Genomic DNA, 14718 nt, shown 5'->3' with positions numbered 1-14718 from the left:
GATACGATCCGCCGGTGTCATCCATTGCCTCGCTCTATATCGTCAAGGCCAGCGATCTGCCGGCGATCGTCAACGCCGCCGGTTCGGCGTCCGCCCAGGAAGTGGTTCACCAATTCGGTGAGGAGATCGGCGAGGAGTACGGCTGGTCCGGCTACGTCATGCTCAACGTCCTGGAGAGCCTGGAGACGCTGAACGTACAGCTGGAGAGCCCTGGCTTGCATCAAGCATCCGGAGCCATCAACGCGGATCATGACTTCACCTTGTTGATCACCAGCGACGCCAAGGCGCTCCTCGGCCGCCTCGACCCGACTGCCTACGAAGCCGCTGACCTGCTCGACGGCCTGATCGAGTTGGAACTCGACGACGAAGAAGCCCGCTACGCGATGGAAGAGACGCTGTCGTTGCTGCGTGACAGCATCGCGAGACTCTCCGACGACGAGGTACTCCTGCTGCAAATCGGCTAATCCAGCCGACGTGTGTGGAACGCGGCAAGCCACTCGCAACTGAGCTTGATCACATTTCCGCTCTCCGGCACGAGCGGGCGTGGGCCGGCCCTCGCTGAGCGTGACGCCCTGCCGTGAGCGGATCGCGGCAGATCCGGATGGTGGTGGCCGCCTATGCCACGATGAGGCATGGGTCGCCAGCCAGAGGGTCCTCAGTCAGTCGCCGAGTCTGCGCGCGCACCGAGCCCGGACGTTCCCGATTTGGATGAGGGCGTTGGCGCACAGCGACGACTGATCAAGGAACGTGAGTGGATTGACGAATACGGCACTCGCTGGCACCTCCGTGGACGGCGGATTGAGGCTGGAAATCGACGAATCCGGACGTGGGGCGCCGGTGACAACGCGTCACAGCGGCCGAGTGAAGACCGGCTCCGTACGGACCAGGAGAAGCAACACCACCCGCAGCGCCGGCTCCCCAGACCCGAGCCATCCGCCCGCGTCGTGCTGGCCGCGCCGGCCGCGCCCACCGGACCGTTCCACAGCCATGGAAGTGGAATGGGTTCCGCCGATCGCGGACCACATGTGAGAGGCGAGCATCGAGGGGGAATGTCGACGCCATGGGTCTAGTGAGGACGAAACGAACGCTCCCCCCGGTGTGGCTATTTGTGCTGATCGGCGCGATCGTGGTGCCTGGCTTCGCGTTCGCCACCTATCAGGTGTGGAGCAACGACGTCGCGCTGCGCGACCGGGGCCAGGAGGCGAGTGCGGTGGTGACGCAGGCCGGTAAGCGCGTCCACGTGGAATTCACCACCCGGGACGGTCGCCGGGTCGAAGCCCTCGTCGGTCAAGGCGATGAGGCTCCGGGCGCCCCCGCGCGGTCCGGCGACGAGATACCGATCGTGTACGACCCGCAGGACCCCACCGCCGACGTACGAGACGCCCGTGCACCGGAAAATCATCGCGTCGCGTACCTGCTGCTCGGCGTGACCGTGTTCGGCGCCGTAGGGATGCCACTGGCTGCCTGGCACCTGGCCCGCGAGCACCGCCGTCGGCGTGCGGGCGGCTGATCCGCGCGGCTCGACCGGCGTAAGCACCGCGGTCCAGACCGACCGATTGCCCTGACGTGCTGACGCTCATCGGCAGATCCGGATGCCCAGGCGCTGCTTCTGGTGGACCGTACGCTCGGGGCCGTTGTGCCGGCACCGCCCATCCGGCGGCAAGCCCCAACCCTGAGCGGGCTGCCGGTCAAAGCGGGATGCGGAAGCCTGACTTGGCGCTCAGCCGGGCCGGCTGGGGCGCCCGGCAGCGGTAGCGCAGTTCGCTCGGCGAGGCGAGGCCCCACCCGCGGATGGTGATGAGGGCGATCTCGGCGATGCGCCTGCCGCTGTCAGGGCCGGGGGACAGCTCGGTTTCGATGTCGGGGTCGTCCGAGCCCAGCTCGACACTGTCCGGGGTGAATCGGCCGTTCACGAACCGGCCTTCGCCCACCGGCGTGATCTGCCAGCCCACGTGCGGCACGTACGCGGCCAGCGTCGGGATGTCCGCGGCGAACGACACGAAGAGGTCACGCAGGCTTCGCTCGAACTGGTCCCAGGTCTGCGCCGGTCCGGCGTCGTGGAACATCATCCCGATCAGTGACTTCTCGGCGTCGCTGTTCACGTCCGGTTCGGCGTTCCACAAGTGGAGGGGTTCCCAGTCCTCGCTCCATTTGGCGTGGGAGTATTCCTCCGACTCGGCCGGTTCGGCGGGCTCCACCCGCAGAGTCACCGTGGTACGCCGGAGGTCGCGTTCCAGCCGCACTCGCGGGTTGCGCCAGAACGTCCACGCGTCGGGCCCGCCCACCAGCGCCGGTGGGCCGAGCACGGAGATGACCGCGGCCAGCGTGGCGGCGTACCGGGCCTCCAACTGGTCCGCGGGACAGGACTCCTCGATCTGGAGGTCCGTGTGCTCGCCGTAATTGAATCCGTCCTGGCCGTAATGGCGTTTCATGGACCTCGCGTGGCCGGCGCCACCGGTCTCGATCCGGAGGCTGTACTCCTCTTCGTCGGCGATGGGCCAGCCGGCACCGGCGACGATCCGCTCGATGTCGGCACGCGACCACGTCCCGAAATCTTGACTCACCAGCGGGGCGGCTACGTTCTCGATCATGGCAGTGACGATGTTCCCTGAGGCGAGGCGTTGAAGGATGTGACTTCGATGTCCGACGGGTCGGCGACGCGGTAGACGTCACGCAGCGTCGACACCATCAGATCGGCGACCCGGGCGGCGTCGCGGCTGTTCAGCGGCCACTTGTCGACCTGGTGTGTCCAGAGTGGCAATGGCGACTGCCAGCCCCGGTTCCGCATCTCCTGCTCCTGTGCGGCGTCGAGTTGCCCGTCCGGCGGCAGGAACTCGTTGGAGACCGCATCCAGTGCGAGCGAGTCCTCCAGCTGCATGAGTTCGGTCCAGCGGTTGCCGGGAGCCGTGAGCTGGATGACGTCGTTGAACTCCAGCAGGGGAAGGCGTACAGCGAGCTGGGAGGTCAGTTCCTCCCACGAGGACGCGTTCATGCCGGCACATGCTGCCATGATCAGTTGAACGTCGGGTGACCGGACGGTATCGCCCGGTTCCGCGACGACGCGGGCCCGGGAGGACAAGCTGGGGCGACTCTGCAAACCAGCGCGGCCGGCCTGAATCCAAGGTCGACACTTCGGAGAAGTCGCTTATCGATCGACGAAGGCCGGGCACCCGCGGCAGGGCATCGTCGACTACAGCAGATCGAAGAGGGTTTCGAAGCGAGGATAGCTGAACCAACCCTCGACCGCTTCATCGTCGGTGAGCTCGAGAGCGCCGGTCAGGGCAACCTCGTCCAGCTCACCGTAGTCGTAACCGATATACCTGCTGACCTGCTCCAGGAGCTGGACCACGTTCTCTTCGGATACCCAGCCCGCGACCGTCAGCACGGCTCAAGTATGCGGTACTCCGGCCGCGCGCAGAGCAAGCCGACGACGGCGGATTCCGGCCGCTGCGCGAGCCGGATGACAGCCGCACAGATTTCGCTCACTGGTACCGCGGAGGCTCAGATAAGCAGAGGAGCGGGTCCCTCAGTGGGCTCAATGGGAGCCTCGGTTCTGCGGTTCTGAGGTACGTTCAGCGCTGCCCCGCCAAGTTTCGAGGCGTTGCCGTAGGCGTTCGACGTCGTTCGCCAACGTCTCCGCGCCGTGTTCGGTGAGCCGGAAATAGCGCCGCAGCCGCCCATTGACGGTCTCCTGCCGGTCTGGCTCGATCAGGCCTTGCGCAGCGAGCCGCTGTATCGCCCCGTGAAGCGTACCGACCGACAGCCGGAGCTGTCCCTGAGACAGCTTGCTCAAAGACTTGCCCACGTCGTAGCCATGCGACGGCTGGGACGCAAGCGCGGCCAGAATGAGAAGGTTCGTCTCGTTCATGACGTGCCCCCACGCAAGATTGTCTACGCGCTGGCATGCTAGTGATTTGACGCCGCCACGGACACGGTGAATCGACGCAACTCCAAGATCAACTTCGGGCAAGCCCGTACGCCCCGGCTGGACGGGTAGTGCTCCGCGATCCGCCGATCACATCGCCCCCGATGACCACCGCATACGCCAGCCGGCGCAAAGAAGCAGAGGGCAAGCGCATCCGACCCGTCCCTGTCGCCAAGCGCCCTCTGGTCGGCAGAAGCGCGCACTGAGTCGTCGCCTGCCGGCCGAGGATCTTTGATGTCCGGCCTCATCGGCGGCGACAGGTGGGACGTATCCGCTGGTCCGACGTGAGTCTCGGTGCGCAATGAGGATGCGTCGGCGGAGCGGGTCGAGCCTCCGGCCGTCAGTGCGGACTACATCGTTCCTCAGTCACCGGGCGCCGTGGCGAACTCGTACAGTCGAGTCCTGATGGACACCGTATGGAAGATCGCGGCCGGCGCCGGGCTTGGCCTGGTGGTGGTGTGGCTGGTACTGATCGTGGCTCTGCTGATGGCGGGACGCCGCTACGACCGGCCCGGTCTCGGGGAGATGCTCCGGCTGTTGCCGGACCTGTTGCGCCTGCTCAAACGACTGGCCGGCGACGCGGGCCTGCCGCGTGGCGTGCGGGTGCGACTGTGGTTGCTGCTGGCCTACCTCGCCGTACCGATCGATCTGATCCCCGACTTCATCCCCGTGATCGGCTATGCCGACGACGCGATCATCGTGGCGTTGACGCTGCGTTCGGTGGCGCGCCGCGCCGGTTCCTCAGCGCTGCACCGGCACTGGCCGGGCAGCCCGGCCGGGCTCGCTGCGGTGCTGCGTACGGCCGGTGTCCGCACTGACGGCGATGCCGCACCGCAAACCTGATCAACAGCTGCAGCCGTACGGCCGGTGGCCGCACCGACGGTGATGCCGCACCGCAAACCTGATCAACAGCCGCAGCCGTACGGCCGGTGTCCGCACTGACGGCGATGCCGCACCGCAAATCTGATCAACAGCCGCAGCCGGTTCCGTCGCACCCGCAGCCCATAGCGGGTGCGCGCCGGGCGGAGCGGCGCCGGTGCAGCCACCACATGCCCAGGGCGAGGACCGCGAGCCCGGCGGCGACGGTGAGCAGCGTCTTCTCCAGGATCGCGGCGCCCGCGCCGGTTAGCACGCCGGCGGTGATCAGTATCGGCAGGGCGCAGCACGCCGCGCATGCGAGGGCGGCGAGCCCGCCGGTGATCTTGCTGCGCCGCGGCGGCGCGTTGACGATCCGCACCGGTGTCGCCTCGGCGATGCGGGTCGGTGGCGTGGCGGGGCGGCTCATGCGAGATCTCCGTCGGGTCGGGTGGTGCCGATGGTCAGGAAGGGGAGCGGGCAGTCGGTGCAGGTGCAGTCGGTGAGGCTGTCGCAGCGGGCGTCGACGACCTCGGTCAGGGTGCCGCGGATCGCGGTCAGGTCGGCGATCTTCCGGTCGATCTCGGCGATCTTGTCGATGGCGCGTTGCCGCAGATCCGCGCTCGGGTGCCGGCGACGGCCGGTGTCCAGCAGTTCGGCGACCTCGTCGAGGGTGAAGCCGAGCCGCTGTGCCGCTTTGATCACGGTCAGCAGGGCGACGGTGCCGGCCGGGTAGAGGCGGTGCCCGCCGTGGGACCGGGCCGGTTCGGTGAGCAGGCCACGGCGTTCGTAGTAGCGCAGCGTCTGGATGTTGACGCCGGCCTGCTCGGCGACCTCGCCGGTGCGCAGCCCGTCCCTCATGCCCCGCCGCCGAACGGGAGGCCGTCCTCGCCGGTGCGCCGCATCAGGCGGTCCTCTTGGCCACGGCGCTCGCCCGCCGGGTCAGGGAGGCGAGCGCACCGGCGTGCCGCTCGGGCACCGCGACGTCCAGGATCACGACCTCACCGTCCGCCGCGGACTCGGTGGCGACCGTGAAGGCGAAGAACGAGCAGCACCCGGTCTCCCGCACGGTCAGATCCCGCACCGTGGCCGCGAGCCCGGGCGGACCGGTCATGCGCAACCGGGTGTGCGTCGCGTCGAGCTGGTCCACCTGACGCACCGCGGTGGCGAACAGGGAGTCGAACTCCGCCAGCCGCAACGGCTGTGCCGCCGTCGGCAGCGTGCACGCGTCCGGAACTACGAAGGACATGCGGCCTCCTCGAACAGGGGCGCCATCGGCGCCGTCCGTACGACGGTAAGTTTGTACCCGGGTACCGGATGCAACCCCGTCTTACGCCTTCTTTGAGTGATTTTCACTTTTAGTCGGATCAAGACGCATTAGCGTGCCGTGGGTGGGGACAAGGGCCTTGCCCGGCCTGGCCGGGCGTGTCGGCACGGCGTTCTTCGTATTCTCGATGATCTTGGTGCTGTCCCTGGTGCTGCCGTTCCGGGCGACGCCCGCCGTGGCCGCCCAGACGATCTGCCCGACGGCTGTGTCGTTGACCAACGGTGACTTCGAGCAGCCCGTGATCTCCGCCAACGCGGTCTCGATCATGCTGGAGACCCTGGTGCCCGGCTGGCTCACGACGGCCACCGACTCGATGATCGAGCTGTGGCGCGGCTTCTCCGGCGTCGCACCGGCATCCGGGAGTCAGCACGCCGAGCTCAACGCGAACATGGTGTCGACGCTGTACCAGGATCTGAACACCACGCCGGGGCAGATCCTGCGGTGGCAGCTGAAGCACCGGGGACGTTCCGGCACCGACACGATGGCCGTCGTCATCGGCCCTCCGAACGGCACGCTGGTGCAGCAGGGCGCGAACATCTCCGACGGCAAGACCGCCTGGGGCAGCTACACCGGCACCTACACGGTTCCGGCCGGGCAGACGAAGACCCGGTTCGCGTTCAAGTCGGTCGCCTCGGCCAGCCCCGACCCGAGCGTCGGCAACTTCATCGACGCCATCTCCTTCGGCTCGGCCGGCTGCCTCACCACCACCACGACCGTCGCCAACGCGGCCGGCACCTCGACGGCGAACATCGGTGACACCCTCACCTACACGGTCACGGCCCGCAACGACGGCGGCAGCCCGGCCACCCTGTCGGCCCTCACCGACACGCTGCCGGCCGGCACCACGTACGTCCCCGGCTCGCTGCGTTCGGTGAAAGGCGCGACCACCACCAAGCCGACCGACACGTCCGGCGACGACGCGGGCGAGTACGTGAGCGGCAGTCGCACCCTGAACCTGCGGGTAGGCACCGGCGCCACCTCCTCGGCCGGTGGCACGCTCGCGCCCGGCGAGTCGCAGACGATGTCCTACCAGGTGACCGTCAACTCTGCGCTTGCCGGTACGACGCTCAACAACGACGCGAACGCCACCTACACCGAGACCGTCACCAACACCTCGCCCACCTCGACGTCGAACAGCGTCGGCATCGTGGTCAACCCGGCCGCCGACCTGTCGGTGACGGCGGCCCTCGCGAGCTCCGCGGTGGTCGCCGGCACCCCGGTCAGCTACACCGTGACCGCCACGAACGCCGGGCCGAGCACGGCAGCGAGCGCGGTGCTCACCACCACGGTGCCGGCCGGACTGACCGGTGTGACCGCCACGTCGGCCGGGGGTACGTGCACGGTCACCGGCACGAAGGCGGAGTGCACGTACGCGAGCCTGGCGACCGCGGCCACCAGAACCATGACGATCAGTGGCAACGTGCCGTCCGGAGCGACGCCGGGCACCGCGTACACGCTCGGTGCGTCCATCACCAGCGCGACGTTCGAGCCGAGACAGTCGGACAACTCGGCGTCGGTCAGCACCCCGGTCACCGCCAGCGCCGACCTCGAGGTCGGCATGACGTACTCACCGGCGAACCCGGTCGGCGGACAGACGATCACCTACACGGCGACGGTGAAGAACAACGGTCCGTCGACCGCGCGCAACATCGTGCTGTCCGATCCGATCCCCCTCGGCTCGACCGGCGCGTCCGGGAGCATTCCGGGTGGCACCTGCGTCAACACCACGACCGGCACGATCGAATGCTCGCTGGCCTCGCTGGCGGCCGGGGCGACGACGACGGCCACCATCACCATGACGCTCGGCAACCGGGTGACGAACGCCGTCTCCATCAAGTCCGACACACCGGATCCCGACGTCAACAACAACGTCGCCACCGTCACGGGTACGAGCGTCAACAGCGCCGACGTCAGCATCAGCATCGCCCTGAGCAAGTACACCGCGTACGTGGGGGAGACCATCACGTACACGCTGACCGTGAAGAACAACAGCCCGTACGGCCTCGGAACGGTCGCGGAGAACGTCAGCTTCATCCCCGTGCTGCCGCCCGGCATGCGCATCGTGCGGGACACGACCGGTCCGTTCGCGGCCTACTGCACGGCGACGGCCTGCACCATCCCGCAGCTGCCGGGCGGGGCGACCCTTCCGATCACCGGCAGCGTCGTCCTCGAACCCGACGCACAGGCCGGTCCGGGCGCCGCGACGGTCACCGTCATCACCTCGAGCACCGACCCGGTGCCCGGCAACAACAAGAACACCCAGAACTTCACGGTGCTGCTCAGCGGCGACCTGTCGGTGACACAGACGCTCACCAACCCGGACCGGCCGGGTGGCAACCTGGTCCCCGGTGAACGCGCCCGCAGCGTCGTGACGGTCACCAACGCCGGGCCCACCCGCGCCGAGGGCATCCTGGTGCAGCGGCCGGTCCCGGCCGGGCAGGTCGTGCCGGGCGCCTCCACCTCCGGCGGGTCCTGCGCCTTCCAGGGCACCGTCAACCCGGACGGCGTCACCCCCGACGGCGGTGTGTTCATCTGCACCAGGGCATTGATGTACGCCTCGGACACCTGGACGATCACGTTCGACTCGGTGCTGCAGCCGGGATATGCGGGGACGGCGTTCGCCCGTACCGTCACCGTCTCGTCGACCTCGCCGGACCCCTCGGCCGCCAACGACAGCGTGACGACCACGGCGACCGTCGACCACATCGCCGACCTGGCGCTGAGCCAGACCACCAGCACCCCGCAGGTGGTGGCCAGCGACCCGGTCCAGTTCACCGTCGGGATCAGCAACAGCGGACCCTCGGACGCGAGGAACGTGGTGGTCCAGGTGTCGCCGCAGACCGGTCTGCTGATCAGCGCCGGTTCCGGCACCGGCACCTACGACGCCGACAACGGCCGCTGGTCCATCCCGGTGGTCGCCGCCGGTGGCAGCGCCACCCTTACCCTGACCGGCACCGCCTTCATCGCCGGCAGCCCGAACAACGTGGTTCGCGTGCTCTCCGCCGACAGCACCGACCCGGCCGCGGGAAACAACACCGCCCAGACCGCCGTCACGATCACCCCGGCCACCGCCTCGCTCCGGATCACCGCCGCGATGGCCGTCTCCCCGGCCAGCCGCCAGAACGCGGCCCTGGCCACCGACCAGGTCACCTACCGCTTCACCGTGGTCAACGACGGCAACGTCACGATGAGCCAGCTCGTGGTGCGCGACGCGCTGACCGGCGTCGCGAACTGCCCGGGAACGACGCTGGCACCCGGCGCGCAGATGGTCTGCACCAGCACCACGCCGTACACGATCACCCAGGCCGACTTCGACGCCCAGCAGCCGGTGTACAACAACGCGACGGCGACCGCACGCCCACCGGGCGGGGCCGCGGCCGTCACCTTCGGCCCGGCGCCGGTGACCGTGCCGCTGGCGACCGGTACCGCGTCCCTCAAAGCCGTGGTGACCGCGGCGGTCAGCCCCGCGGGGCACACCGGCGCGGCCCAGGCCGGGGATAGCGTCACCTATACCTACGTGGTGACCAACGACGGCAACGCGGCACTCGAACAGGTCGCGGTCACCGACACCCACGGTGGCGCCGTGAACTGCCCGGGCACCCGGCTCGGCGTCGGCGCCTCGATGATCTGCACCAGCGGCAGCCCGTACACCGTCACCCAGAGCGATGTCGACGCCGGTGTGCCGTTCCGGGACGCGGCCACTCTGTCCGGCGCTCTCACCGGGTCCTCCGTCGTCCGTACGTTCGGGCCGTTCTCCACCGGTGTCGCGGTCGCCGCGGCGACGCCGTCGCTGACCGCGGTGGTCACCGCGAGCGTCACACCGCCGGCCAGGCAGAGCGCGGCCGCCCGCAACGACACGATCGGCTATTCGTACGCGGTGACGAACAACGGCAACGTCACGATGTCGTCGATCAACGTCACCGACACGAGGACCGGCACCGCCGGCTGCCCCGCCACGACGCTCGCCGTGAACGCGACGATGACCTGCACCAGCGTCTCGCCGTACACCGTCACCCAGGCCGACCTGGACGCCGGCATCGCGATCCTCGACAGCACCACCGTCACCGGCCGCGCGCCGGGCGCCGCCACCAGCTCGTACGGCCCGTTCACCGCCTCGGTCCCGGTCGCCGTCCCCGCACCGGCGCTCGCCGTCGCCGTCGTCCCCACGGTCACCCCGATCGCCAGGCAGAACGCGGTCCGCGCCGGGGACACGATCGCCTACGCGTACACGGTCACCAACAACGGCAACGTCACGATGTCCACCATCGGCGTCATCGACACCCGCCTGGGTCCGGCGACCTGCTCCACGACGGTGCTGGGGGCCGGCGCGACCGCCACCTGCACCGCCACCACCTCGTACACGGTCACGCAGGCGGACGTCGACCTCGGCATCGGGATCGTGGCCAACGCCTCGGTGAACGGGCGCCCGCCCGCAGCCGCCGGCAACACCGTGTACGGCTCGGGCAGCGCCACGGTGCCGGTCGCCACGGCCAGCGCCTCCCTGTCCGTCACGGCGGTCGCGACCGTGTCCCCGGCCGCGCATCAAAGCGCGGTCCGGGCCGGCGACACCATCGCCTACACGTACACGGTCGTCAACGACGGCAACGTGACGATGGGCGGCATCGTCCTGAACGACGCGCTGGCCGGCGCGATCAACTGCCCGGCCTCGTCGCTTGCCGTCGGCGCGACGATGACCTGCACCAGCGCCGTGGTGTTCCCGGTGACACAGGCCCGGATCGACGCCGGGGTGCCGATCACCGCGAGCACGACCGCCACTGCCACGACGCCGGGTGGCGGCAGCCCGTCGTTCGGCCCGTTCACCGTCACCGTCGGCGTAGCCCCCGCCGTGCCCGCCCTCAACATGATGGTCACCGCCCTGGTGGATCCGGCCGCCCGGCAGAACCAGGCGCAGGCGGGCGACACGATCACCTACCGGTACGACGTCAGCAACACCGGTAACGTGACGATGAGCTCGATCGCCGTGGCCGACACCCTCGCCGGTGGCGGCACCTGCCCCGGGACGACACTGGCCGTCGGTGCCTCGATGGTCTGCACCAGCGCCGGCGACCGCACGGTCACCCAGAACGAGATCGACAACGGCGTACCGTCGATCACCAACGCGGCCACCCTGACCGCTCGCGCGCCGGGCGCCGGTGTCTCCAGCGTCTACGCCACCGGGTCCGACACCGTCGCGCTCGCCCGCGGCGTCGCCTCCCTGACCGTCAGCATCACCCCGGCGGTCAACCCGTCCGGCAACAGGTACGCCGCCGCCCTCGGCAACACGGTCACACACAGCCTCCTCGTGACCAACAACGGCTTCTTCACGATGAGCACGATCAGCCTCGCCGACTCACTCACCGGCCCGGTCACCTGCCCGCAGACCTCGCTTGCCGTCGGTGCCTCGATGGTCTGCAGCACCGGTGCCGCCCACGTCGTCAGCCAGAACGACCTGGACACCGGCGGGCCCATCACCTCCAACATCACGGTGATGGCGCAAAGCCCCGGCGACGGAGCCCCGCAGCCGTACGGAACCTTCACCGCCACCGTGCCGGTCGCGCCGGCCAACCCGCTGCTGCAACTCACCGCGGCGGCCGCGACCCCCGCCGGCAACACCCTCGGCAAAGCCGTCGTGTTCAGCTACACCGTCAGCAACATCGGCAACGTCACGATGGAGGCTCTCGTGGTGAGCGGTTCGGCCGCCGGCACCGCGACGTGCGACTTCAACACCCTCGCCCCCGGCGGCAACGCGACGTGCACCGGCGGCACCACCGTCACCATCGACCAGGGCCACATCGACGCCGGCCTGGCGATCAGCGACACCTCACAGGCGGTCGCGCAGCGCAGGCACACGACCACGGCGCTGACCTTCGGGCCCCGGACCGCCAGTGCCGCGGTCGTTGCGGCGGCACCCTCGGCGACCATCAGCACCAACGTCTCGGTGCCTCACCCCAACGCCGAGGCCGGGGACACGATCGCCTACTCGTACACCGTCACCAACGACGGCAACGTGACGATGGACAACTTCTCCGTCACCGACTCGCTGATCGGCACGGTGACCTGTACCGGACTCTCACTGACGCCCGGGCAGTCGGCGATCTGCCCGGGCGGCTCGTACCCGGTGACCCAGGCGCACATCGACGCCGGTCAGCCGATCCTCTCCGAGGCATACCTGCTGGGCCGGCAGATCGGCATGCCGGCGCCGCAGTCGTACGGCCCGGACACCTCCTCGACCCCGGTGGCCCCGGCGGCCCCGTCGCTGGCAGCGGTGGTCACCGCGGTCGTCAGCCCGGCCGCCAACCAGCTCGCCGCCGAGACCGGTGACACGGTCCGCTACCGCACCGTACTGACCAACGACGGCAACCAGACGATCACCGGCATCGGCGTCAGCGACCCGCGGTCCGGCACGGCCACCTGCCCGGGTACGACGCTGGCGCCGAACGACTCGATGACCTGCCTCAGCACCTCGCCGTACACGGTCACCGCGAACGACATCGACGGAAACGTGCCCGTCGCGACCACCGTCACCGTCGCCGGCAGCACACCGGGGGCGCCCAGCGGCACCCTGCTCACCCGGCAGGCCGACTTCCCGGTCGTCTCCGCCTCGCCGGCGCTGACCATCGCCGCGACCGCCGCGGTCACCCCGGCCGGCCACCACGATCAGCTGGTGCTGAACGACTCCATCGCGTACCGGTTCACCGTCCGCAACACCGGCAACCGGACGATGACCGGCATCGTCGTGTCCGCAACCCGGACCGGAACCGCGTCCTGCCCGGCCACCACACTCGCCGTCGGCGCCTCCACCACCTGCACCTCCGGCACGCCGTACGTGGTGACGCAGCCCGACGTGGAGGCCGGGCAGCCGATCACCGAGACCGCCTCGGTGACGGCCCGGGCCTTCGGCACCACGGTCGACCTGACGTTCGGTCCGGCCGCCGCCACCGAGCAGATGGCCACCCCGGCCGACTCGCTCGACCTGGCCGTGACCGCGACCGTGGCACCGGCCGCACACCAGATCGCCGCCCGCGTCGGCGACACCGTGAGCTACCGGTACACGGTCACGAACGACGGTGACGTGCAGGTGAGCGGCATCGCCGTCGACGACGCCCTGGTCGGCGCGGCGACCTGCGGCGTCACCTCGCTGGCGCCGGGCGCGTCGACGACCTGCACCGGAGGCCGGGCGTACCGGGTCACCCAGGCCGACGTCGACGCCGACCGCGCGATCCGCGAACCGGCGACGGTGACCGGCCGCCGGCCCGGAGCACCCGCCGACACCGAGTACGACCAGGACGCTGCGACGGTCCGGCTGGTCGCCGGGCACGGACGCCTCGACATCGCCATCGCCGCCGTCATCGAACGCAGAGGCGTACGTGCCGCCGCGGCCACCGACGACGCCAAGCCGGCGGTCGGCGACGGCATCCGATACCACTACACGGTCGTCAACAACGGCAACGTGACGATGTCCGGCGTCACCCTCGTCGACGACCGGACCGGCCCCGTGCCGTGCCCGCAGGCGACCCTCACCGTGTTCGAGTCGATGACCTGTACAGCCACCAACCTGCACTACGTCACCCAGGCTGACGTCGACAACAACCGGCTGATCACCACCACGGCCACGGTGAGCGGCCTGGAACCGGGAGCGACCACCCCGTACCTCTCCGGACCGGCGCAGGTCGACACCCCGGTCGAACCTCCGGCACCCGCCGTCGACGCCGAGCAGGAGGCCTCCTGGGCCGACACCGACGGTGACGGAACCCTCAGTCCCGCCGACGACGTCACCTCCACTATCGAGGTGGTCAACAGCGGCAACGTGACCCTGTACAACGTCGTGCTCAGCGGCCTGCCGGTCGGCGTGACCTGCCCGAGGACGACACTCGCCCCCGGCGAGCGGATGACCTGCGTATCCGACGCCTACCATCTGTCGGCGGCGGACATCGCGGCCGGGCAGCTCACCTTCGTCGTGCACGCCGACGCCTCCACCCCGAGCAGTCCCAGCGGCGTCCGGGCGGACGCTCCCGCCTCGATCGACCCGCCGACGCCCTCACCGTCGGCGTCATCGCCGGGTTCACCCTCGCCGAGCGTCTCGTCGTCCGCGTCGCCGGCAGCGTCACCGAGCCGGTCACCGTCGGTGTCGCCCTCGCCCGGACGGTCACCGTCGGTTTCGCCCACCAGGTCTCCGACCAGGTCACCGTCCCGGTCGGCGGCGCCCACGCGCAGTCCGGCCGTGCGGCCGTCGCCCACCCGGGCGGCCGACCCGGGGCCGGGGGAGAACCCGATCACCGGCGGCGACCACAGCATGCTGCTGGGCGCGGGTTTCCTCCTGTTGGGCGCGGGTGTGGCGCTGCTCATGGTCACCGGCCATCGAGGCCGGCACGCGCGCCGCTGGCCGAGCCGGTGATCGGCCGGTCCCGCGCCGGCGGATGACCCGGCCACCGAACAGCCGCCGCCGGCTCGGCAACCGCCACCACAGACGGGACACAACCGCGCTGGCGTCTCAGCCGCACCCGCCCCGCACCGGCCAGGCTGTGGGGCAAGCTTGTGCGGCGTGACGGTAGGCGGTTCATCGGCTATCCGGATCTGCCTGATATGCAGGTAATCCTTGGTGATCCACGGC

The 14718-nt window shown here is 69.8% G+C and carries 11 protein-coding genes; 4 read left to right on the top strand and 7 right to left on the bottom strand.

The features are described from left to right. Window positions 1–14 precede the first annotated feature (14 nt). Window positions 15–464 carry a hypothetical protein gene (locus AB0G04_RS35115; RefSeq protein ID WP_360991923.1) on the top strand — a complete coding sequence of 150 codons (450 nt, stop codon included), beginning with the start codon at window positions 15–17 and terminating at the stop codon, window positions 462–464. A 632-nt stretch (window positions 465–1096) separates the two neighbouring features. After that, on the top strand, window positions 1097–1510 hold the full coding sequence (locus tag AB0G04_RS35110; RefSeq protein ID WP_360991920.1) for a DUF3592 domain-containing protein: 414 nt from the start codon (window positions 1097–1099) through the stop codon (window positions 1508–1510). A gap of 178 nt (window positions 1511–1688) precedes the next feature. Here the strand turns inward: AB0G04_RS35110 and AB0G04_RS35105 are convergent, their stop codons facing one another. The 4 genes from AB0G04_RS35105 to AB0G04_RS35090 form a co-directional block, all read right to left on the bottom strand. Next, window positions 1689–2591 carry a hypothetical protein gene (locus AB0G04_RS35105; protein WP_360991918.1) on the bottom strand — a complete coding sequence of 301 codons (903 nt, stop codon included), beginning with the start codon at window positions 2589–2591 and terminating at the stop codon, window positions 1689–1691. After that, window positions 2588–2992 carry a hypothetical protein gene (locus AB0G04_RS35100; RefSeq protein ID WP_360991915.1) on the bottom strand — a complete coding sequence of 135 codons (405 nt, stop codon included), beginning with the start codon at window positions 2990–2992 and terminating at the stop codon, window positions 2588–2590. Before AB0G04_RS35100 ends, AB0G04_RS35105 begins: the two co-directional genes overlap by 4 nt. Before the next feature lie 198 nt (window positions 2993–3190). After that, on the bottom strand, window positions 3191–3385 hold the full coding sequence (locus AB0G04_RS35095; protein WP_360991912.1) for a hypothetical protein: 195 nt from the start codon (window positions 3383–3385) through the stop codon (window positions 3191–3193). A 150-nt stretch (window positions 3386–3535) separates the two neighbouring features. Further along, entirely contained in the window at window positions 3536–3868 is a 333-nt protein-coding gene (locus AB0G04_RS35090) for a PadR family transcriptional regulator (protein ID WP_360991910.1), read from the bottom strand. A 462-nt stretch (window positions 3869–4330) separates the two neighbouring features. Here AB0G04_RS35090 and AB0G04_RS35085 point away from each other — a divergent pair, with 462 nt between their 5' ends. Next, the gene (locus tag AB0G04_RS35085) at window positions 4331–4768 is read left to right on the top strand and encodes a YkvA family protein (RefSeq protein WP_360991907.1); all 438 of its coding nucleotides are present in this window, start codon (window positions 4331–4333) and stop codon (window positions 4766–4768) included. A gap of 124 nt (window positions 4769–4892) precedes the next feature. Here the strand turns inward: AB0G04_RS35085 and AB0G04_RS35080 are convergent, their stop codons facing one another. The 3 genes from AB0G04_RS35080 to AB0G04_RS35070 are packed head-to-tail and all read right to left on the bottom strand — an operon-like array spanning window position 4893 to window position 6029. Further along, entirely contained in the window at window positions 4893–5210 is a 318-nt protein-coding gene (locus AB0G04_RS35080; protein WP_360991904.1) for a hypothetical protein, read from the bottom strand. Continuing rightward, the gene (locus AB0G04_RS35075) at window positions 5207–5641 is read right to left on the bottom strand and encodes a MerR family transcriptional regulator (RefSeq protein ID WP_360991902.1); all 435 of its coding nucleotides are present in this window, start codon (window positions 5639–5641) and stop codon (window positions 5207–5209) included. Before AB0G04_RS35075 ends, AB0G04_RS35080 begins: the two co-directional genes overlap by 4 nt. 43 nt (window positions 5642–5684) lie before the next feature. Beyond that, window positions 5685–6029, bottom strand: coding sequence for a hypothetical protein (locus AB0G04_RS35070; RefSeq protein ID WP_360991900.1), 345 nt, complete (start codon window positions 6027–6029; stop codon window positions 5685–5687). A 142-nt stretch (window positions 6030–6171) separates the two neighbouring features. Between AB0G04_RS35070 and AB0G04_RS35065 the strand changes: the two genes are divergently transcribed. After that, complete coding sequence (locus AB0G04_RS35065) at window positions 6172–14502, top strand: isopeptide-forming domain-containing fimbrial protein (protein WP_360991898.1); 8331 nt, start codon at window positions 6172–6174, stop codon at window positions 14500–14502. Window positions 14503–14718: the final 216 nt, after the last annotated feature.

The sequence above is a fragment of the Actinoplanes sp. NPDC023801 genome, assembly GCF_040639655.1.
In the GTDB taxonomy this organism is placed as follows: domain Bacteria; phylum Actinomycetota; class Actinomycetes; order Mycobacteriales; family Micromonosporaceae; genus Actinoplanes.
The sequence above is the reverse complement of the archived record's forward strand: the minus strand, read 5'-3'. Positions and strand labels throughout refer to the sequence as shown.